Genomic DNA, 18,923 nt, shown 5'->3' on the forward strand with positions numbered 1-18,923 from the left:
TCAGTACGGGATCGTCCCCGCCGGTGCGGGGAGCATCTCTCGTAACACTGCCACGCCCTTCTTCATTCCGAGACACGCGTTCCGATGTTCGAGACGAACGCGTCCCAGTAACCGGGCAACGACTCCCAGGCATCGCCGACGGCGCCCGTCTCCAGGGCGGCCCGGCGGTCGGTGAGGTACACCGTGCCCGCCCCCTGCCAGCGGGCGATGCGCAGCGCCTCGTCCAGATGCGTGCGGGGCACGCCGTGGACGAGGTGGCAGAACCGCTCGGGCGGGTAGTCGGCGGTCCACTCGGCCACCTGGGACCAGCGGTAGTCGGTCCAGGCGCCGGCGAAGGTCACGAGCTGGTCGGCGGACTCGGCGTAGCCGGGGAAGGGGTGGCTGCCGTGGCCGAAGACGAGGTAGGTGTCCTCGCGCAGGGTCCGCAGGCAGGTGGCGATCCGCCGGGTCCCGGGCAGCTGATTCCGGTCCGTGGGACAGCGGTCCAGCCAGAAGCCGTCGACCCGGTACCACTCCAGGAAGCGGTGCGCGTCGGAGATCAGCTCGCCGAAGGGGCGGGCGCCGCACCCCGTGTCCAGGTGGCCGAGCACGCGGACGCCGGTCTCCCTCAGGCGGGCGACCGCGGGCATGCAGTGCGGGTCGGGGCGGGCCCCGGGCCCGTTGGAGACGTTGAGCACCGCCCAGTGCAGCGGCGTGACCTGTCCGGCGCCGTCGTCCCGGGCGGCGGAGGGGACGAGCCCCCGGCCGCAGCGCAGCAGCTCGGCCCATTCGGTGGGCGCGAGCAGCGGGTGGGCGAAGCCGGGGACGCCGACGCCGAGGGGGCCGGCCCCGATGGGGGCGCGGGGAAGGCCGGTGGGGGTGGTCAGATGCGACATGCGGCCTCCATCCAGATGTCCGCGAGGGACTCCTCCAGGCCGATCCGCGGGCGCCAGCCGAGCCGGTCGCGGGCGGTGCGCACGTCCGCCTGCTGCCAGGTGCCGCAGCCGTCCGGGTACGGGTAGGTGGCGGGAGGCCGGTCCACCGGGTGGTCGGGGCCGGTCCCGGGGCCGGGGATGAGCAGCCGGGCGGGCGGCGAGTCGAGCTCGTGCAGCGCGCCGCCGAATCCGGCGACCCGGGCGAGCACGGAGGCGGCCTCGCGCAGCCGTACGGCGCGGCCGGTGCCGATGTTGACGACGCCCTGTGCGGCGGACAGGGAGGCGGCGTGCACGGCCCGCGCGACGTCCCGTACGTCGACGAAGTCCCGCTGGACGCCGAGCCCGCCGAGCTTGAGTTCGCTGTCGCCGGACTGCATGGCGCGGCGCATCGCCTCGGCGAGCCGGCCGAGCGGGGATCCGGCGGGGGTGCCGGGGCCGACCGGCGAGAAGATGCGCAGGACGACGGCGTCGAGGCCGGATCCCAGGACCAGTTCGGTGGCGGCGAGCTTGCTCACGCCGTACGGGCCGCCGGGGCGCGGCACGGCATCCTCGGCGGTGGAGGAGCCGGGCTGGGAAGGCCCGTACTCGGAGGCGCAGCCCAGCTGGACGAGGCGGGCGCCGCAGCCGCTGCGGCGCAGCGATTCGCAGATGGTGGCGACCGCGACGGTGTTGTGCCGGGTCAGGTCGCGGGCGCCGCCGCGGGTGGCGCCCGCGCAGTTGACGACGACGCCGGGGTGGACGGCGTCGAGGAAGCGGGTGAGCGCGCCGGGGCTGCCGGTGGCCAGGTCGAAGCGGACGTCGGCGTCGTCGCCCCGCCCGAGGGCGGTGAGCTGGACGGCGGGGTCGGCGAGCAGGCGGTCGGCGACATAGCGGCCGAGGTAGCCGTTGGCGCCGATGAGCAGCACCCTCATCGTGCGGCCCCCCGGTGCCCGTGGCGTGTGGTGGGTTGGACGTTCATGGTCGTGCTCCTAAGACGGTTCGGGGGAAGTGAGTCGGCTTCGGCCGCGGGGTCGGCGTCCGCCCTGGGGGCGGGGGCCACGTGGGGGGTGGGGTCCGCGGCGAAGCGGCCGGAGCGGCGGTATCGGGGTGCCGCTCCGGTGGTGCGTGGTGCGAGGGGGCGGTGGGGCGCGGTGCGGAATGCGGCCGCGCGACGGGGGTCCCCCCGGACGGGGTCCGGGGGCGTGCCGTTGAGGGGCGGTGGCGGGGCGACGGGCGGGCGGGTATCCGGAGGGTCACGGCCGGCCCGCCTCCGCCGGTACGGAGGGCGAGTGCGCCCAGGCGCCGGTCAGCGCCCGCAGGCCGTACGCCAGGAGGCCGAGTGCGGCGGCGGCGCAGGCGAGGGCGGGTACGCCGGCGGTCCCGGTGTGGCGGATCAGCTCCTCCACGGGGGCGCCGAGCGGCGTGAGGCCGGGGAGCCGGGCGGTGAGCACCAGAGCGGGGGCGAGCGCCTCCAGGGCGGCGGCCGTGGCGAGGCCCGCCGCCGCGGCCCCGGGGTAGCCGTGGACGGAAAGCAGCCGGGCGAGGAAGAGCAGCACGCCCAGGGCGGCCGCCGCGGCGAGGTCCGCGGTGCCGATGCCGCCGAGGACGGCGCGCGCGCCGGTCAGCAGCGCCGCCAGGGCGCCGAGGAAGAGGGCGGTGGCGCCGAGGAGCAGCGGGCGGATGCGGGCGGCGAGTTCGGTCAGCCGGCAGCTGGCGGCCAGGCCGCGCCGGCCGCGGCGGGCGAACCAGCGGGCGCAGCCGGCGGCGGGCGCGACGGCGCAGGCCAGCGCCACGGCGGTGGCGGCGGCGGCCCGGGGGTGCGGCGGCAGATCGGGCCCGCCGCCCTGCAGTTCGGTCAGCAGCCAGTCGCCGTAGACCGCGTAGCCCACGGTCCAGCAAATCCACAGGACCGCGGCGCCGCCGCCCGGTCGGCGCGCCCGCAGCGGTCCGGTGCGTACGGCCAGCCGGACGGCGAGGGCGACGAGGACGCCGCCCGCGGCGGTGACCGCCGGGCGGGTCAGGGGGGTCGACGGCTCGACGGCGTCGAGCGCGGCGAGGGTCGCGGCGCAGACCGCGCCGGGCAGCAGTTGCAGCGCCGCCCGCACGCCCCGGGAGCGCGGTGCTCGCTCGGCCGCGGGCGCGGCGGCCGCGGCCGGCTCGTCGGCGCGCGGCACCCTGGCGTACAGCTCCTCGGCCAGCGAGAAGACGTCCCGGTGGCGGCAGCGGGCGGCGGTGCGGTCGGTGACGCCGTGTGCTTCCAGTCCGGCGGCGATGTCCAGCGGGTCGACGGCGTGTGCGCACAGCTCCTGGTGGCGGTGCATCAGGGCCCGTACGGGGTCGGCGGGGCCCCGGCGTGCGGGGCGTGCGACGGCTTCCTTGCGGGTGGGCGCGGTCATGATCCTTCTCCTCTCCCTGCGGACGGGACGGGGGCCGCGCAGGCCGGCACGCCCGCGCCGTCCCGCCCCTCTTCCGCCGCCCAGCTGGGCGTCCGCCCGGTGGGGACGGCGGCCCACTGGCCTGGCATCGCCCAGTGGCCGGGCACATGGGACTCGGCGGGGCTGTCGAACGGGCGCGGCACGCCGACCGCGGAGGCGGCGCCGGAGGCGGCCGGGCGGCCCGGGGCGTGGGCGATCAGCTCCAGGTAGATGCCACGAAATGCCGCGATGTTCTGCTCCACGGTGAACAGTTCGAGCGCCCGCGCGCGGGCCGCCGCGCCCAGCCGGGCCCGCCGGTCGGGGTCGCCGAGCAGCGCGCGGCAGGCCTCGGCGAGGGCGTGGGGGTTGCGCGGCGGGACCACCAGGCCGGTGCCGCCGATCACTTCGGGGACCGCCCCGGCGTCGGTGGACACCGTGGCGCGGCCGCAGAACATCGCCTCGACCAGGGAGCGCGGGAATCCCTCGACGACGCTGGAGAGGACCAGCACCGCTCCGCAGGCGTAGGCGTCCTCCAGGGTGGGCACTTCGGGGCTGCCGATCTCCTCGAAGCTGACGGGGTTCTCGCCGGCGGTGCGGTCGTCGGCGGCCTCGTCGGGGAAGAGCTGGGCGGCCAGCGCCCGGCAGTGGGCGCGATAGGCGGGCGCCTGGGGGTCGCGGCCGACGCCGCCGATGATCCGCAGGGTGGCCTCCGGCTCGGTCCGGCGGATCTCGGCGAAGGCGTGCAGCAGGCCGATGATGTCCTTGGCGGGTTCGATGGCGCCCACCCAGGCCAGCGTCTTGGAGCCGTCGGCCTCGGCGTCCGCGACCGCGGCGAAGCGGCCGGCGTCCATGCCTTCGTAGACGGTGCGCAGCCGGGCGGGGTCGGCGCCGCAGCGCCGCTGCCAGCGCCGGGCGTGGGTGTTGCCGGGGGTGATCAGCGCGGCCTGGGCGTAGGTCTCGGCGGCCAGCGCCAGCTGGAAGGCGGCGAGCAGGGCGCGCACCGGCGCGGTCAGGTGGGCGGCGGCGCGCGCAAGGTAGTGCTCGCGCAGTCGTACGCCGTACTCGGTGACCAGGAGCGGGGTGCCGAAGAAGCGTTTGGCCAGCAGCCCCGGGAGGGCGGCCGCGCCGCCGGAGGTGGCGTGGCAGAGGTCCGCGCGGCCCAGGCCGTGGGTTTCCCCGTACCAGTCCAGGGAGAGGGGACGCAGGGCGCGTTCGAGCTGTTCGGTGACGGTGAGCAGGTCCCGTACGCGGGCGCCGTGGGCGGCGGGCAGGGCGCGGGGGTCGCGGCAGGCGGCTTCCAGGATGCGTACCGCAATCTCGGAGCGGAGCAGCGCGGGCAGGCCGCCGTGGGCGCGGGCGAGGTCGGCGAGCCCGTAGAGACCGGCGGCGAAACGGTCCGCCTTGTCGATCATGGGGCGGTCGGGGCCCGTCCGGCCCTCCCCGGGGGGCGTCGTGACGAAGGCCGCGGCGAGGTCGGCGAAGTGCTCGGCGAAGCGGCGGCGTTCGCGGCGTCCGACGGCGCGGCCCCGGCGCTCCTCGGCGGGCCGGCGGTGTTCGTCGGGGGCGGCGCCCCACAGCGGCGCGCTGCCCGCCGGCCGTACGTGCGGGGGCAGGGAGGGCGGCTCCCCGGCGTCCTGGCGGGGGCGGGCGGTCAGGGCGTAGACGTCGAATTCATGGCCGGTGAGCCCGCGCACGAGCCGGTCGCACCACGCGTGCGACTCACCGGTCGCGTACGGATAGCCACCCTCGGTGAGCAATGCGATGCGCATCGAGTGCACCCCCGTCCTCTCTGTCGGCGTCCCTGGCGCGACGGCCGGGCCGTCACCTGCAGGAAGAAGCTATGCAGAGGGCCCGGTGGCGCGATGGACGGTTGTCCATCGCGCCACCGGAAGGGGTGAACGGGCGTGACTTTCCACCCCTAGGGGCGTTTCGCCGCGCTATGTGACCGTCAGGCGACGGCCCGTAGCGCCCGCCTGTCTGCGGCGACCCGGGGGTCGAGCACCGGAACGGCCGCCAGGAGCCCCCGGGTGTAGGGATGTTCGGGGCCGTCGTACACGGTGTCGACCGGGCCCTCCTCCACGATCCGCCCGGCGCGCATCACCGCGACCCGGTCGCTGACCGCCCGCACGACGGCCAGATCGTGGGCGATGAAGATCATCGCCAGGCCCAGTTCGCGGCGGAGTTCGCCGAGGAGTTCCAGCACCTGCGCCTGGGTCGTGACGTCCAGCGCGGAGACCGGTTCGTCGCAGACCAGCAGCCTCGGCGCGGGGGCCAGCGCCCGCGCGATGCCGACCCGCTGGCGCTGGCCGCCGCTGAACTCGTGCGGATAGCGGTGGTACCACGCGGGATCGAGCCCGACCCGCTCCAGCAGTTCCTCGGCCCGCCGCACCACGCCCGCCTCGTCCAGCTCGCCGGCGGCGCGCAGCGGGTCGGCGACCGATTCGCCGATGCTGCGGCGCGGGTTGAGCGAGGAGACCGGGTCCTGGAAGACCATCTGCAGCTCGCCGCGCAGCGGCCGCAGCGCGCGCTCGCCCAGCGCGCCGAGGTCGCGGCCGCGGTAGCGCAGGGTGCCCGCGGTGGGGTCCAGGAGGCGGACCAGCATCCGGCCGACCGTGGTCTTGCCGCTGCCGGACTCGCCGACCAGGCCGAGCGTCTCACCGGCCCGTACGGTCAGCGAGACGTCCTCGACGGCGGTGGTCCGCGCCCCGCGCCGCCCGAACTCCCGCCGCAGCCCGACGGCTTCGAGCAGCGGCTCCTCGGGGGCCGCCGCGGGCGGCGCCGCGGGCCGCTCCCGTACGGCGTCCACCCGCGGCACCGCCGCCAGCAGCTCCTTGGTGTACGCGACCCGCGGCGCGCCCAGCACCTCTGCGACGGGCCCGCGCTCCACGGCCCGCCCCGCCCGCATCACCAGCACCTCGTCCACGCTTCCGGCGACCACGCCCAGATCATGGGTGACGAGGATCAGGCCCATGCCCGTCTCGGCCCGCAGCTCGTGCAGCAGGTCCAGGATCTGGGCCTGGACGGTGACGTCCAGCGCGGTGGTCGGCTCGTCCGCGATCACCAGCTCCGGCTCGCAGGCCAGCGCCATCGCGATCAGGGCGCGCTGGCGCATCCCGCCGCTGAACTCGTGCGGCCGGGAGCGGGACCGGCGGGCGGCGTCCGCGATGCCGACCCGCTCCAGCGCCTTCACCGCGCGGGCGCGGGCGGCGCGCCGCGAGACCTCCGGCCGGTGCGCCCGGTGGACCTCGGCGATCTGGTCGCCGACGGCGTAGTACGGATCCAGGGAGGAGAGCGGGTCCTGGAAGACCATCGCGGCCGTCCCGCCGCGCAGCCGGCGCAGCTGCGCCTCCGGGGCGGCGCGCACGTCCAGGCCGCCGACCCGGACCGTGCCCGTCACCCGGGCGCCGGTGCCCCGGTGGAGGTCGAGCAGGGCGGCGGCCACGGTGGACTTGCCGGACCCGGACTCCCCCACGATGCCCAGCGCGCGGCCGGATGCGAGGGTGAACGAGAGCCCGTCGACGGCGCGTACCGCCTCTCCTCCGCCCTCCCCCGCCGGGAAGGAGATCGCGAGGTCGTCGACCTCCACCAGCTGTCCGGTCGCGGCCGGATCTCCGGCCGCCTCCCGTTCTGCGGTCACGTCAGGGCCACCCTTCGGTCGGCGAGCGCGTACAGCACATCCGCGACGGCATTGGCGAGGACCACGGCCGCGCCGATGCAGAGCACCGTCCCGACGACCACCGGCAGGTCCACCGTCCGCACCGAGCGGACCAGCAGCTGGCCCAGGCCCGGCAGGCCGAAGAGCGTCTCGGTGAGCATCGCGCCGCCGAACATGGTGCCGAGGTCGATGGCGTTGAGCGCGATGACCGGCGGCAGCGCGCCGCGCAGCGCGTGCCGGCCGATGACGGCGCGCTCGCGCACGCCGTAGGCGCGGAAGGTGCGGATATGGTCCTCGGCCAGCGTCTCCAGCGTCGAGGAGCGGGTCAGCCGGGCGTATTTGGCGGATTCCAGCAGGGCCAGCGCCGTCCAGGGCAGCAGCAGGTTCCAGGCCCACTGCTCGGGGTCCTCGGACAGCGGCACATACGTCGGGAACGGCAGCCACTGCAGGTACGCGCAGAAGACCATCAGCAGGAGCAGCCCGGTGATGAAGACCGGGGTCGCGGTGCCGGTGAGGGTGAGCACGGTCAGCACCCGCTCGGTCGTCCCGCCGCGGCGCAGTGCGGACAGCAGCCCGGTGCCGACGCCGAGGAGCAACCACAGCACCATGGCGCCGAACGCGAGCGAGGCGGTCACCGGCAGCCGGGCCGCGAGCAGCTCGGTGACCGGCCGGTCGTTCTGGTAGGAGAGCCCGAAGCAGGGCGCGGGGCAGTGCAGTACGCCGGTGCCGGTGGAGTAGTCGTGGCCGGTGAGCAGGCCCTGGAGGAAGTGCAGATACTGCGCCAACAGCGGTTCGTCCAGGCCGAGTTGCTCTCGGACCTGGCGGAGCTGTCCGGCGTTGCAGCGGGGCCCGCAGGCCAGCTTCGCGGGGTCGCCGGGCGCGACGTAGAAGAGCAGGTAGACCAGGGCGGACAGCAGGAGGAGGACGATCAGCGCGCCGCCCAGTCTGCGCGCGGCATAGGCGGTCATACGGCGGCGCCCTTCGGCGTCTTCGGCGACTGCGGCGGCGTCGGTGGCGTTGCCGTCCGCGCGGCCGCCCGCTCGGCGCCCCGGGTGCCGACCCGCAGCCGGGACCGCTCGCGGGGATCGAGGGCGCCGCGGACCGCATCGCCCACCACGGTCAGGGCGAGCACGGTCACGAACAGGAACGCCGCGGGCAGCAGGACATAGAGGGGATCGGCGCGGAACCAGGTCGTGGCGGTGGAGAGCATCTGGCCCCAGGAAGAGGTGGGCGGTTTTACGCCGATGCCGAGGAAGGACAGCGAGGCCTCGGCCACGATGTTGGTGGGGACGCGGATCGCCGCATAGGTGATCACCGGCGCGGCGAGCGCGGGCAGCAGCTCCCGGCGGGCCACCCGCCAGGGCCCCGAGCCGCCCAGCCGGGCCGCCGCCACATGATCCAGACTCTTCAGCGTCAGCGTCTGGGCCCGGACGATCCGCGAGGTGCCGCCCCAGTCGAGCAGCCCGATGACGAGGACCAGCAGCAGCGGCCGGGGGAAGCCGGCCGGTACGACGGCGGTCAGCGCGACGGCGAAGACCAGCATCGGCAGCGCCAGCATGACGTCGGTGAAGCGGGACAGCACGGTGTCGGCGAAGCGTCTGCCGAATCCGGCCGCGAGGCCCACCAGGACGCCGATCAGAATCTGGACGACGGTCGCGCCGAGGGCGACCAGCAGCGAGACCCGGGCGCCGTACAGCAGCCGGGCGAACAGATCGCGGCCGGTGCCCGGTTCGACGCCCAGCCAGTGGTCGCCGCCGATCCCGCCGTACGGGCCGGTCGGCACCCCGCCGCGCGCCGAGTCGATCAGGCCGTCGTGGTACGTGGTGGGGTCCTGGCCCTCCAGCGCCGCCAGCAGCGGCGCGCCGAGGGCGAGCAGCGCGAGTACCGCGAGGACGGCGGCGGCCACCACGGCCGACCGGCGGGCGCGCAGCCGCCGCCATACCCCGCTTTCCTGATGGTTCGTCACTTGACGGCGACCTGCGAGATGTCGAGCACGCCGTCCCAGTCGCTGATGACGATGTTCTTGACGTCCTTGCCGTACAGCCGCTTGTAGACGGGGTGGAACAGCGGTACGGACAGCGCCCGCTCGCCGATCTTCTTGTCCAGGGCGCCCCACCGCTCGGCGGCCGCGGCCAGATCGGTCAGCTTGTTGATCTCGTCGATCTCGTGGTTGACGGCCGGGTCGTCGAGCTGCGCGTGGTTGAAGTTGGCGGCGTCCTCGACGATCTGCCGCCCGTCGAAGATCGGCGCGAGGAACGGTCCGCCGGAGGGCCAGTCGGCGCCCCAGTGGCTGATGAACAGGCCGGGCTCGTCCTTGATGCTGTGGGTCTTTTCCTTGTAGTCGTTGTCCTCCAGGCCGGACAGTTCGACGGTGATACCGGCCTTCTTCAGCGCTTCCTGGACGGCGGTGGCGACCTCCGGGCTGGTCTCGAAGTTCTTGGCGGTGGAATGGGTGAGGGTGACGGTCAGGCCCTTTCCGTAGCCCGCCTTCTTCAGCAATTCCTTTGCCTTGGCCGGATTTCCGGTCTTTCCTGCGGGGAAGGGGTCGGCAGGCGTGTAGCCGAACGACTTCTGGTCCGGCAGGAACGTCGTCGCGGGCTCGGCGAGCGAGGAGCCGCCGGCCGCATTGACCACGCTCTGCCGGTTGATGGCGTAGGAGATCGCCTGGCGCACCTTCGGATTGCCGAAGGGCTTCACCTTCGGGTTGAAGGCGAGGTAGGTGGTGTAGCCGAAGTGGCCGGTGCCGACCCGCTTCTGGAGTTCCTTGTCATTGGCTGTCTGGGCGAGTTCGGCGGGCCCGAGATTGGTGTCGGTGGTGACCGCGGCGGCGTCCGCACCCGAGCCGGTGGACAGCCGCTGATTGATGACGGCGGAGTCGAGGCCCGACGTGACGTCGATGGTGTCGGGGTAGGCGTGCCGTTCCTTGTCGGTCCTCGGCGACCAGTGCGGATTGCGGGCGAGGAGGACGTGTTCGCCGTCACCGGTGTTCTTGACGACCCGGTACGGGCCGGAGGAGACCGGGTGTTCCTCGTACTTCGTTCCGGTGTCCTTCTTCCGCGGCACCGGCGCGAACTGCGTCTGCGTGGCCAGCAGCGGGAATTCACCCTCGGGTTTGCGGAGATGGAAGACGAGGGTCTTTTCGTCGGGGGTCTCGATCGACTTCAGGCCGTCCTTGGAGGTGTCCTTGTACGGGCCCTGATATCTGTCGCCGCCGACCAGCCAGTCCCGCAGATAGGGGGCGCCGCCGGAGAGTTCCGGGGCGAAGGACCGCTCGATGCCGTATTTGATGTCGGCGCTGGTGATCGGGGAGCCGTCCTCGAACTTCAGCCCGTCCTTGAGGGTGTAGGTCCACACCGTGGCGTTCTTGCTGGGCCGCCCGGTGTCGGTGGCCAGATCCGGTACGGCCTTGGCGCCGGCCGCGCCGTTCTCCCGGTTGCGGGTGGTCAGCGTGCGGAAGACGAGGGTGGGGACCTTGCCGCCGCCGGAGGTGTAGAGCCGGGCGGGGTCGAAGTCGGTCTGCGGCTCGGAGTTCAGAACGGTCAGGGTGCCGCCCTTCTTCGGCGCGCCGCCGCCCTTGGCGCCGGCGTCCTCGGGGCCGCAGGCGACGGCGCCGCCGGCGAGGACGACGGTCACCGTGGCCGCGGCCACTCTGCGGGCGGTGCGGGAGGGAAGGCGGGAAGGGGCCGGTCCGGCCATGGCGAAGTGCCTTTCGCAGCAGGATGCACCCGCACAGGGCGGCAGGGAGGGCGCGATGCTGCGCGAGGCCGCCCCTGCGGACACGTAAGGAAGGTGGATTACGCGGATACGCGGGGGATGTGCCCCGGTCCGGGGGAAGGCCTGGGGCCGCGCCGCTACGGAACCGGGTCGGGCTCAGCGACAGTCGATGTCGGCCACGCACTGCACGGACACGCCGATCAGCGCCAGCTCGATGGCGGCGCGAACGGTGGTGTGACGGTGCGGCATGCGCAGATCATGGAACGTGGGTTCGCTTCCTGGCAAGGTGTCTCGCAATGAGAGACAGCCCGTCTCACGCTCGTCGGGCGCGTCGCGCCGCGCCGGGCTCAGCGCGGCGCGGGATACGGCCAGGAGTTGGGCCGGCAGGTCACGCCGTCCGTCGTCAGGAACTTGGTCTGCTGCATCATCACCGGGGCGAGTGCGCCCTGCTTGGTGCACACCTCGTGGTTGTGCCCGAGCCGGTGGCCGACCTCGTGGTTGATGAGCATCTGGCGGTAGGCGTGCATCTTGTCGGGGCCGTAGGACTTCGCGCCCTGCGCCCACCGGTAGGCGTTGATCATGACGCGGTTGGTCGCCGCCGAATCGCAGGAGACGTTCTCCTCGGCGGTGTCCAGCCCGGACTTGGCGCACCACGCGGCCGTCGTGCCGGGGCTGGCCAGCGTGATCACGAAGTCGGCGGGGCCGGACGCCACCCGCTGGAAGGTCTGCTTCCCGCCGTGTGCCCAGCTCCGGTCGTCGTTGAGGGTCTTGTGCACGGCCTCGGCGAAGAGCTTGCCGTCCAGCGGCAGCCCCTGCTCGATGTCGACGCGGTAGCTCCACAGCTTGCCGTGCCCCGGCGCCTTGGCGTCCCCGCCGACCGGCGTGAACCTTCCGCCGGCCGTCAGCTTGGCGTCGAGCGGGAAGACCTGCGCCATCTGCGCCTCGTACGAGGCGGGTTTGGCATCCTGGGTGGGGCGGGTCCCCGACCGGGATGCGGCGCCGTCGACGCCGTCCGGGTGGTCCGCGCCGCTCTGCGGCTGCGGCGCCTCGCCGTCCTTGTGCTGGTCGGCGACCTGGCCCGCGATGACCACGGCGAGCACCGTCGTCACCGCCGCGGCGGCCGCGCCCGTGAACGTACGGCCCTTGGTGCCCTTGCGGCCCGGCCGGCCGTCCTCCCCGGCGAGCTCCTCGGGGTCGTCCTCCTCGCCCGGCTCCGCGCCCTCGGCGCCGAGTTCGGCCTGCCGGTCCAGCTCGCGGATCTCGTCGCGGTCGAAGACCACGGACCGTCCGGTGAACCGGCCGCCGGGCGGGATCCCGTCCGCCATGGCGCCGGCCGGGGCGTCCGCGCCGGGGCCGTGCGGGCCGTCTTCCCGGGCGGTGCGTCCCGGGGCGCCGGCCCGGAAGACGTCTTCGTCGTCGAAGGCGTCCAGATAGTCGGCCCGGGGCCCGCCGGCCGGCCCGACGACCCCCTGGACCGCGCCGCCGCCCGTTGCGCCAGGCACTCCGTACCGGGGCCCGCCGCCGCCGGGCGCCTCGGCCGCGCGCGGCCGGGGAATCCTCGGCCCGCGCGGCGGGGGCGTCGTGGGGACCGCGCCCCAGCCGCCGCCGGGCTCGCGCTGTTCGGGATGGCCGCCGCGGACCTCGGTGGCCGGGTCGCCGGTGGGCGCCTGGCGCCGGCGTCGTCCCGAGCCGGGTCCCGGGGGCGGGAGCGTGCCGCCCGGCGGTCCGGGCGGCGGGGCCGACCCCGGGCTGTCACCTGCGGTCTCCGGCCGGCCTTGGCGGCTATGACGTCCCACGGGGCGTGTCAGCTCCTGCCCGCATCAGCGGTCACATCGGTCAAGTCTTCGGCATCGGGCACGGCGTTCGCCGCGAGCAGCTCGCGGACGGCCCGCGCCACCGCCTCCGGGTACTCCATCATCGCCACATGCCCCGCCTCCGGCAGCGTCAGCAGCCGCGAACCGCGGAACGCCGCGGCCGCCCGCCGCGCCATCCGGTAGGAGACCAGGCGGTCGCGCCCACCGTAGACGAGAAGCGTGGGCGCGAGCACCCGTTCTGCCTGACGCCACAAATTGTGCTGTCCGCCGAGCGTGTAGGCGTTCACCAGACCGCGTGTGGAGCGCTCCATCACCTCCCAGAAATAAGGGAGTTGGAGCCGCCGCGCGTATTCGTCGGCCGCCTCGCGGAGGCTTTCGGGGGTGATCCGCCCGGGGTCGCCGTAACACAGGGCCAGCACCTCGCGGGTGCGCCGCTCGGGCGTCCAGTCCCGGGTGGCGTTGCTGAAGAGCCGGGCCACCCCCGGGACCGCGAGCAGCGCCGTCGGCAGCGCGGTCAGCTGGGGCCGCAGTTCGGGCAGGGCCGGGGAGACCAGGGTGAGGGTGCGGACGAGATCGGGGCGTACCGCGGCCACCCGGGTCGAGACGGCGCCGCCCATGGAGTTGCCGATCAGGTGGACGGGACCGCGCCCGGCGGCGTCGAGATAGCGGATGACCGCGCGGGACTGCGCGGAGACGGAGTAGTTGCCGTCCTCCGGGGGCGGCGACTGGCCGAAGCCGGGCAGATCGAGCGCCTCGCCGTCGACCCGGCCGGCGAGCAGCGGCATCAGGGCGGACCAGTTCTGCGAGGAGCCGCCGAGGCCGTGGACACAGAGCGCGGGCTCGCGCCCGGGTGCGTCGCCGTCGGCCGGTGTCCCGGCGGGCGTCCGCACGTACAGCGTCAGACCCGGCAGGGTCACGGCGCGCACCGTCTCGCCCGCACCCGCCCGGGATCCGGGGCCGGCCGGGGGTACCTGTGGGGCCGCGGTACGGGTGTCCGGCGAGTCGGTCGAAGACATGCAGTCGATGTTACGAGACGATCACGCCCCCGATTGTGTGTTCGCGGTCACACACCGCATCGCGCCGCCGGTGCCGCTCTCCTACGCTCGTATCTAAGGGCAGCCGCCCCGGCCCCTGTCGCGAGAAAGGGAGCCATGATGCCCGCCGACCCGACCGAACCGGACACGTTTGAGGACGAGAACGACATGACGGAGTTCGACGTGGAAGCGCCCGAGCACGACGCCGCCGAGCAGCATGCCGAGCTCTCACCGCAGCACGACGACCCGCTGACCGGCGTCGACCCCGACACCGCCAACGAGGCCGATGTCGCCGAACAGGCCCGCGTGGTGGAACTCAACGAAGACGAATACCGATGACCTGGACTGTTATGTCGGCTTCGGCCGGCGGTACGGGGCAGAAATTCTCCCCTCGGACCACGCACAGCCGGGTTACCCAAAAGTACGATGGCGGGCGCGGTGCACCATCTTGTGCGTGCCGCGTACGGAACAACTTCTGGGAGGCAGCGTGAGCGCCATCGAGCAGACCGAGGCGGCGCGCCCGCGGGGCACACGTCTGCCACGCCGCGCCAGGCGCAACCAGCTTCTGGGCGCCGCCCAGGAAGTGTTCGTCGCGCAGGGCTACCACGCCGCCGCGATGGACGACATCGCCGAGCGGGCGGGCGTCAGCAAGCCGGTGCTCTACCAGCACTTCCCGGGCAAGCTGGACCTCTACCTCGCGCTGCTGGACCAGCACTGCGAGGCGCTGCTGCACTCGGTGCGTACGGCGCTGGCCTCGACGAGCGACAACAAGCAGCGGGTCGCGGCCACGATGGACGCCTACTTCGCCTACGTCGAGGACCCGGGCGGCGCCTTCCGGCTGGTCTTCGAGTCGGACCTGACCAACGAGCCGGCGGTCCGCGAGCGGGTGGACAAGGTCTCGCTGGAGTGCGCCGAGGCGATAAGCGCCGTGATCGCGGAGGACACCGGACTGGCGACCAACGAAGCGATGCTGCTGGCCGTGGCCCTGGGCGGGGTCTCGCAGGTGGTGGCCCGCTACTGGCTGTCCTCGGAGAGCACGGTTCCGCGCGACACCGCGGTGCAGCTGCTGACCTCGCTCGCCTGGAAGGGCATCGCCGGTTTCCCGCTGCACGGCGCCGACTCGCACTGACGATGTTCGCTGCGGGCGTGTTCCGCGGCGTCCTGTCCGTCCCCGCGCCGGGCTAATGTGTGCTCCGTACGGCGCGGACGACCGCGCACCCTCCCCTTGGCGGCGCCAGGGGGAACCCCGGACCGTCGGAGGGACATAAGCCGTGGAGGTCAAGATCGGCGTGCAGTACGCGCCCCGCGAGATCGTTCTCGAGAGCGGGCAGTCTGCCGACGAGGTCGAGAGTGCCGTGTCCGATGCGCTGAGCGGCAAGTCGCAGCTGCTGAGCCTGGTGGACGACCACGGTCGCAAGGTGCTGGTCCCTGCGGACCGGCTGGCCTACGTGGAGATCGGCGAGCCGACCACCCGCAAGGTCGGTTTCGGCGCGCTCTGAGCAGTAAGGCGTCGCACGCGGCGCCCGCAGACGGCGAAGGGCGGCGCCCGGAGATCTTCATTCTCCGGGCGCCGCCCTTCGGCGTTCCCTGCCGTCTGCGCGCATGGCGCACGGGAGGGTTGCCCGATGTGCCCCCTGGGTACGACGGGTACCAACGGGCTCGTTCGTCCGGATTGTTCGCCGGATCGGGCTTGTAACGTTTGCGACGCTTGACACGCGGGAGGGCACGGCATGATCTGGGAAGCGCTCGGCGCCGTCTTCATCGGGCTCGTCATCGCCCTGTCCGCGACGCGCTGGCTCCCCGACCGGTTCCCCTCGCGCAGCCTGACCCTGGCCACGGGACCGGTCGCCGCGCTGTTGGGCGCGCTGCTGACCCGCTCGATCCTCGGCCCCGGCTACCCGGTACAGGTGATGGTCGCCGCGCTGGCCATGGGCGCGGCCCTGCTCTCGCTGCTGGTGCGGCCGCCGCGCCGCCGGGTACGCCGGCCGGCCGTGCCCCTCAAGGGGCACCGGACGGCCTGACGCGGCAGCGTGACCGTCAGCCCTGGAACGACCGGGGACCGGCGCCCGGGAGGGCCGCCGGTCCCTTGCTTGCCGGTGGATGCGTTACGCCGCGAGCCCCAGCGCCGCCATCCGCTTGGTGTGTGCCTCGGTGATCCGCGAGAACATCCGGCCGACCTCGGCCAGGTCGAAGCCGTCGGCCACGCCGCCGACCAGCATCGTCGAGAGCGCATCGCGGTCCGCGACCACCCGCTGCGCCTGCGACAGCGCCTCGCCCATCAGCCGCCGCGCCCACAGCGCCAGCCGCCCGCCGACCCGCGGCTCGGCCTCGATCGCCGCCCGCACCTTCTCCACGGCGAACGTCGCATGCCCGGTGTCGTCCAGTACGGCCAGGACGAGATCCCGGGTGTCCGAGTCCAGCCGGGCCGCGACCTCGCGGTAGAAGTCACTGGCGATCGAATCGCCGACATACGCCTTGACCAGGCCCTCCAGCCAGTCCGACGGCGCGGTCTGGCGGTGGAACTCGTCCAGCGCGGCGGCGAACGGCTCCATGGCCTCGTTCGGCTCGGCCTCGATCTGCGACAGCCGCTCCCGCAGTCGTTCGAAGTGATGGAATTCGGCCGAGGCCATCTTGGCCAGTTCTGCCTTGTCGTCCATCGTCGGGGCGAGCTTGGCGTCCTCGGCCAGGCGCTCGAAGGCGGACAGCTCGCCGTATGCGAGCGCGCCGAGCAGATCGATCACGGCGGCCCGGTAGTGCGGGTCGGTGGATGCCTGGGCCCAGTTCTGGGCGGCGATCCCGGTGAGTGCTTGCGCGTCTGCGGCGGTGTCGGGCGTCTCCATGACCGGCACAATAGCCCGCCCGGCGGCCCTGGGAAGGCCCTGGTCAGCCAGTGCGTTCCCGCGCGTACGCGCGAGCCGCCGACCCCGCGCGCCCGGGGCACGCCGGGGCGTGACCTATTTCTCACTCATACAAGCCTTCGGATCTGGAGCGATATCCGGGGTAGAGTGATAAAGGACCTGCCGAGGAGTCGGTAGGTCTCTCCACGAAAGCGGATGCCCGGTCGGTGGCCCGATCGGCTCCAACCGACCGCCCGCCCCCGCGAACGCGTACGAGAGGTACGCACAGCAGGGGGCACACCGCTCGCGGCAGGAGTGCCTGAGCGTTGGCAGTGGTCCCGCGCCATCCGGCTCTCTCAGGTCGGCCCCCGTACGAACAGGTACGACGGCACGGTACGACCCCCTTCGCCGCCTCATGCCGCGTCTCACAGAAGAGGCAAGATTCTGTCTACGTTCCGAGAGCTCGGGATTTTCCCCGAGACCGCCGAGGCCCTTGAGGCCGTCGGCATCGTTTCCCCCTTTCCCATCCAGGAGATGACGCTCCCCGTCGCCCTTTCCGGCAGCGACGTCATCGGCCAGGCCAAGACCGGCACCGGCAAGACCCTGGGCTTCGGCCTGCCGCTCCTCGAGCGCGTGACGGTACCCGTCGATGTCGAGGTGGGCCGCGCCACCCCGGAGCAGCTGACCGAGGCGCCGCAGGCCCTCGTCGTCGTTCCCACCCGCGAGCTGTGCCAGCAGGTCACCAACGACCTGCTCACCGCCGGCAAGGTCCGTAACGTCCGGGTGCTGGCGATCTACGGCGGCCGCGCGTACGAGCCGCAGGTCGAGGCGCTGAAGAAGGGCGTCGACGTCGTCGTCGGCACCCCCGGCCGCCTGCTCGACCTCGCGGGCCAGAAGAAGCTCAACCTCTCGCAGGTCAAGAGCCTGGTCCTGGACGAGGCCGACGAGATGCTCGACCTGGGCTTCCTGCCCGACGTCGAGAAGATCATCCAGCTGCTGCCGGCCAAGCGCCAGACGATGCTGTTCTCCGCGACCATGCCCGGCCAGGTCATCTCCCTGGCCCGCCGCTACATGTCGCAGCCCACGCACATCCGCGCCACCGCGCCGGACGACGAGGGCCAGACCGTCGCCAACATCAGCCAGCACGTCTTCCGCGCGCACTCCATGGACAAGCCGGAGATGGTCTCGCGGATCCTGCAGGCCGAGGGCCGGGGTCTGGCGATGGTCTTCTGCCGTACGAAGCGGACCGCGGCCGACATCGCCGACCAGCTCTCCCGGCGCGGCTTCGCGTCCGGCGCGGTGCACGGCGACCTCGGCCAGGGTGCCCGCGAGCAGGCGCTGCGCGCCTTCCGCAACGGCAAGGTCGACGTCCTGGTCTGCACCGACGTCGCCGCCCGCGGCATCGACGTCGAGGGCGTGACGCATGTCATCAACTACCAGTCCCCCGAGGACGAGAAGACCTACCTGCACCGCATCGGCCGCACCGGCCGCGCGGGCGCCAAGGGCACCGCGGTCACCCTCGTCGACTGGGACGACATCCCGCGCTGGAAGCTGATCAACAAGGCGCTGGAGCTGCCGTTCGACGAGCCGGAGGAGACCTACTCCACCTCGCCGCACCTCTACGAGCAGCTCAGCATCCCCCAGGGCACCAAGGGCGTCCTCCCGCGCGCCGAGCGCACCCGGGCCGGGCTGGCCGCCGAAGAGGTCGAGGACCTCGGCGAGACCGGCGGCCGCGGCCGTGGCCGCAAGCCGGCGGCGGCGGCCGTCGAGGAGGAGCGTCCGCAGCGGACGCGTACGCCGCGCCAGCGCCGTCGTACGCGGGGCGGGTCGGCGCTCGAGCCGGCCGGCGCCCCGGCAACGGCGGACGGCTCGGCGGCCACCGCGCAGGCGGCGCCCGCCGAGGGCGGCACCGAGCCGCGGCAGCCGCGCCGGCGTCGCCGTACCCGTGGCGCGGCGCAGCCCGCGGCCGTGACGGCGCCCGCGGGCACGGAGGCCGTCGCGGAGGCCGCGGTGGCCACCCCGGTCGCCGAGGCTCCGGCCGAGGCGCCCGCCGCACCGCGCCGACGCCGTACGCGGGCCGCCCGCCCGGTGGCGACGGAGGCCGCCGCGGTGGCCACGGAGACGGTCGAGGCCGTCGCCGTGCCGGAGCCCGCCGAGGCGCCCGCCGCACCGCGCCGACGCACCCGGAGCGCGGCGAAGGCCGCCGTGGACACCGCCGAGAACGCGGGCGCCTCCCCGGCCCCCGAGGCGCCGGTGGAAGAGGCCAAGCCGAAGCGGACCCGTAAGACGGCCGCCGCCAAGGCAGCCGAGACCGCCGTGGACACCGCCGAGGCCGCACCCGCCAAGCCCAAGCGCACCCGCAAGACGGCCGCCGCCAAGCCCGACGCCGTCAACGGCACCGAGCCGACGACGGAGGCCAAGCCGAAGCGGACCCGTAAGACGGCCGCCGCCAAGGCAGTCGAAGCCGCCGTGGACACCGCCGAGGCCGCACCCGCCAAGCCCAAGCGCACCCGCAAGACGGCCGCCGCCAAGCCCGACGCCGTCAACGGCACCGAGCCGAAC

17 protein-coding genes are annotated in these 18,923 nt (G+C 73.9%); 5 read left to right on the forward strand and 12 right to left on the reverse strand.

Going from position 1 to position 18,923, the window contains the following annotated elements:
* Positions 1-62: 62 nt before the first annotated feature.
* The 11 genes from ACIGWZ_RS26340 to ACIGWZ_RS26390 all read right to left on the reverse strand — a co-directional run bounded on the left by ACIGWZ_RS26340 (position 63) and on the right by ACIGWZ_RS26390 (position 13,506).
* Positions 63-875 carry a spherulation-specific family 4 protein gene (locus ACIGWZ_RS26340; protein WP_400068695.1) on the reverse strand — a complete coding sequence of 271 codons (813 nt, stop codon included), beginning with the start codon at positions 873-875 and terminating at the stop codon, positions 63-65.
* Complete coding sequence (locus tag ACIGWZ_RS26345; RefSeq protein ID WP_400068697.1) at positions 863-1,825, reverse strand: NAD-dependent epimerase/dehydratase family protein; 963 nt, start codon at positions 1,823-1,825, stop codon at positions 863-865. Before ACIGWZ_RS26345 ends, ACIGWZ_RS26340 begins: the two co-directional genes overlap by 13 nt.
* Before the next feature lie 321 nt (positions 1,826-2,146).
* A complete protein-coding gene (locus tag ACIGWZ_RS26350) occupies positions 2,147-3,289 on the reverse strand; it encodes a hypothetical protein (RefSeq protein WP_400068699.1) in 1,143 nt (380 codons plus the stop codon).
* On the reverse strand, positions 3,286-5,076 hold the full coding sequence (locus tag ACIGWZ_RS26355) for a DUF3492 domain-containing protein (RefSeq protein ID WP_400068701.1): 1,791 nt from the start codon (positions 5,074-5,076) through the stop codon (positions 3,286-3,288). Before ACIGWZ_RS26355 ends, ACIGWZ_RS26350 begins: the two co-directional genes overlap by 4 nt.
* A gap of 179 nt (positions 5,077-5,255) precedes the next feature.
* Positions 5,256-6,944 (reverse strand): dipeptide ABC transporter ATP-binding protein, encoded by a 1,689-nt coding sequence (locus ACIGWZ_RS26360; protein WP_400068703.1) that lies wholly within the window; start codon positions 6,942-6,944, stop codon positions 5,256-5,258.
* Positions 6,941-7,930 carry an ABC transporter permease gene (locus ACIGWZ_RS26365; protein ID WP_400068705.1) on the reverse strand — a complete coding sequence of 330 codons (990 nt, stop codon included), beginning with the start codon at positions 7,928-7,930 and terminating at the stop codon, positions 6,941-6,943. Before ACIGWZ_RS26365 ends, ACIGWZ_RS26360 begins: the two co-directional genes overlap by 4 nt.
* Positions 7,927-8,928: an ABC transporter permease gene (locus ACIGWZ_RS26370; protein WP_400068707.1), complete on the reverse strand. Its 1,002-nt coding sequence runs from the start codon at positions 8,926-8,928 to the stop codon at positions 7,927-7,929. Before ACIGWZ_RS26370 ends, ACIGWZ_RS26365 begins: the two co-directional genes overlap by 4 nt.
* A complete protein-coding gene (locus ACIGWZ_RS26375; protein WP_400068709.1) occupies positions 8,925-10,658 on the reverse strand; it encodes an ABC transporter substrate-binding protein in 1,734 nt (577 codons plus the stop codon). Before ACIGWZ_RS26375 ends, ACIGWZ_RS26370 begins: the two co-directional genes overlap by 4 nt.
* A gap of 174 nt (positions 10,659-10,832) precedes the next feature.
* The gene (locus ACIGWZ_RS26380) at positions 10,833-10,925 is read right to left on the reverse strand and encodes an Ms4533A family Cys-rich leader peptide (protein ID WP_400068711.1); all 93 of its coding nucleotides are present in this window, start codon (positions 10,923-10,925) and stop codon (positions 10,833-10,835) included.
* Positions 10,926-11,023: 98 nt separating this feature from the next.
* Positions 11,024-12,472, reverse strand: coding sequence for a DUF3152 domain-containing protein (locus tag ACIGWZ_RS26385; RefSeq protein ID WP_400068713.1), 1,449 nt, complete (start codon positions 12,470-12,472; stop codon positions 11,024-11,026).
* 8 nt (positions 12,473-12,480) lie between these two features.
* The gene (locus tag ACIGWZ_RS26390) at positions 12,481-13,506 is read right to left on the reverse strand and encodes an alpha/beta fold hydrolase (RefSeq protein ID WP_400068716.1); all 1,026 of its coding nucleotides are present in this window, start codon (positions 13,504-13,506) and stop codon (positions 12,481-12,483) included.
* Between the two features lie 138 nt (positions 13,507-13,644).
* Between ACIGWZ_RS26390 and ACIGWZ_RS26395 the strand changes: the two genes are divergently transcribed.
* The 4 genes from ACIGWZ_RS26395 (at position 13,645) to ACIGWZ_RS26410 (ending at position 15,545) form a co-directional block, all read left to right on the forward strand.
* Positions 13,645-13,863, forward strand: a complete 219-nt coding sequence (locus ACIGWZ_RS26395) for a hypothetical protein (RefSeq protein ID WP_400068772.1) — start codon at positions 13,645-13,647, stop codon at positions 13,861-13,863.
* A gap of 148 nt (positions 13,864-14,011) precedes the next feature.
* Entirely contained in the window at positions 14,012-14,653 is a 642-nt protein-coding gene (locus ACIGWZ_RS26400) for a TetR/AcrR family transcriptional regulator (protein ID WP_400068718.1), read from the forward strand.
* A gap of 142 nt (positions 14,654-14,795) precedes the next feature.
* Complete coding sequence (locus tag ACIGWZ_RS26405) at positions 14,796-15,023, forward strand: DUF3107 domain-containing protein (protein WP_400068720.1); 228 nt, start codon at positions 14,796-14,798, stop codon at positions 15,021-15,023.
* Positions 15,024-15,254: 231 nt separating this feature from the next.
* Positions 15,255-15,545 (forward strand): hypothetical protein, encoded by a 291-nt coding sequence (locus tag ACIGWZ_RS26410; protein WP_400068722.1) that lies wholly within the window; start codon positions 15,255-15,257, stop codon positions 15,543-15,545.
* Positions 15,546-15,629: 84 nt separating this feature from the next.
* Here ACIGWZ_RS26410 and ACIGWZ_RS26415 read toward each other — a convergent pair whose 3' ends face one another.
* On the reverse strand, positions 15,630-16,364 hold the full coding sequence (locus tag ACIGWZ_RS26415; protein ID WP_400068724.1) for a ferritin-like fold-containing protein: 735 nt from the start codon (positions 16,362-16,364) through the stop codon (positions 15,630-15,632).
* A gap of 531 nt (positions 16,365-16,895) precedes the next feature.
* Here ACIGWZ_RS26415 and ACIGWZ_RS26420 point away from each other — a divergent pair.
* Positions 16,896-18,923, forward strand: a 2,028-nt coding sequence (locus ACIGWZ_RS26420) for a DEAD/DEAH box helicase (RefSeq protein WP_400068726.1), incomplete at its 3' end; no start/stop codon positions are given.

This window comes from Streptomyces sp. NPDC053427 (genome assembly GCF_044544985.1).
In the GTDB taxonomy this organism is placed as follows: Bacteria; Actinomycetota; Actinomycetes; order Streptomycetales; family Streptomycetaceae; genus Streptomyces.

What these genes read in the sequence shown, in the direction of transcription:
- ACIGWZ_RS26355 (WP_400068701.1), bottom strand. Translation starts at nt 5,076, where the DNA reads ATGCGCATCGCATTGCTCACCGAGGGTGGCTATCCGTACGCGACCGGT.
- ACIGWZ_RS26375 (WP_400068709.1), bottom strand. Translation starts at nt 10,658, where the DNA reads ATGGCCGGACCGGCCCCTTCCCGCCTTCCCTCCCGCACCGCCCGCAGA.
- ACIGWZ_RS26345 (WP_400068697.1), bottom strand. Translation starts at nt 1,825, where the DNA reads ATGAGGGTGCTGCTCATCGGCGCCAACGGCTACCTCGGCCGCTATGTC.
- ACIGWZ_RS26390 (WP_400068716.1), bottom strand. Translation starts at nt 13,506, where the DNA reads ATGTCTTCGACCGACTCGCCGGACACCCGTACCGCGGCCCCACAGGTA.
- ACIGWZ_RS26340 (WP_400068695.1), bottom strand. Translation starts at nt 875, where the DNA reads ATGTCGCATCTGACCACCCCCACCGGCCTTCCCCGCGCCCCCATCGGG.
- ACIGWZ_RS26350 (WP_400068699.1), bottom strand. Translation starts at nt 3,289, where the DNA reads ATGACCGCGCCCACCCGCAAGGAAGCCGTCGCACGCCCCGCACGCCGG.
- ACIGWZ_RS26415 (WP_400068724.1), bottom strand. Translation starts at nt 16,364, where the DNA reads ATGGAGACGCCCGACACCGCCGCAGACGCGCAAGCACTCACCGGGATC.
- ACIGWZ_RS26380 (WP_400068711.1), bottom strand. Translation starts at nt 10,925, where the DNA reads ATGCCGCACCGTCACACCACCGTTCGCGCCGCCATCGAGCTGGCGCTG.
- ACIGWZ_RS26395 (WP_400068772.1), top strand. Translation starts at nt 13,645, where the DNA reads ATGCCCGCCGACCCGACCGAACCGGACACGTTTGAGGACGAGAACGAC.
- ACIGWZ_RS26410 (WP_400068722.1), top strand. Translation starts at nt 15,255, where the DNA reads ATGATCTGGGAAGCGCTCGGCGCCGTCTTCATCGGGCTCGTCATCGCC.
- ACIGWZ_RS26365 (WP_400068705.1), bottom strand. Translation starts at nt 7,930, where the DNA reads ATGACCGCCTATGCCGCGCGCAGACTGGGCGGCGCGCTGATCGTCCTC.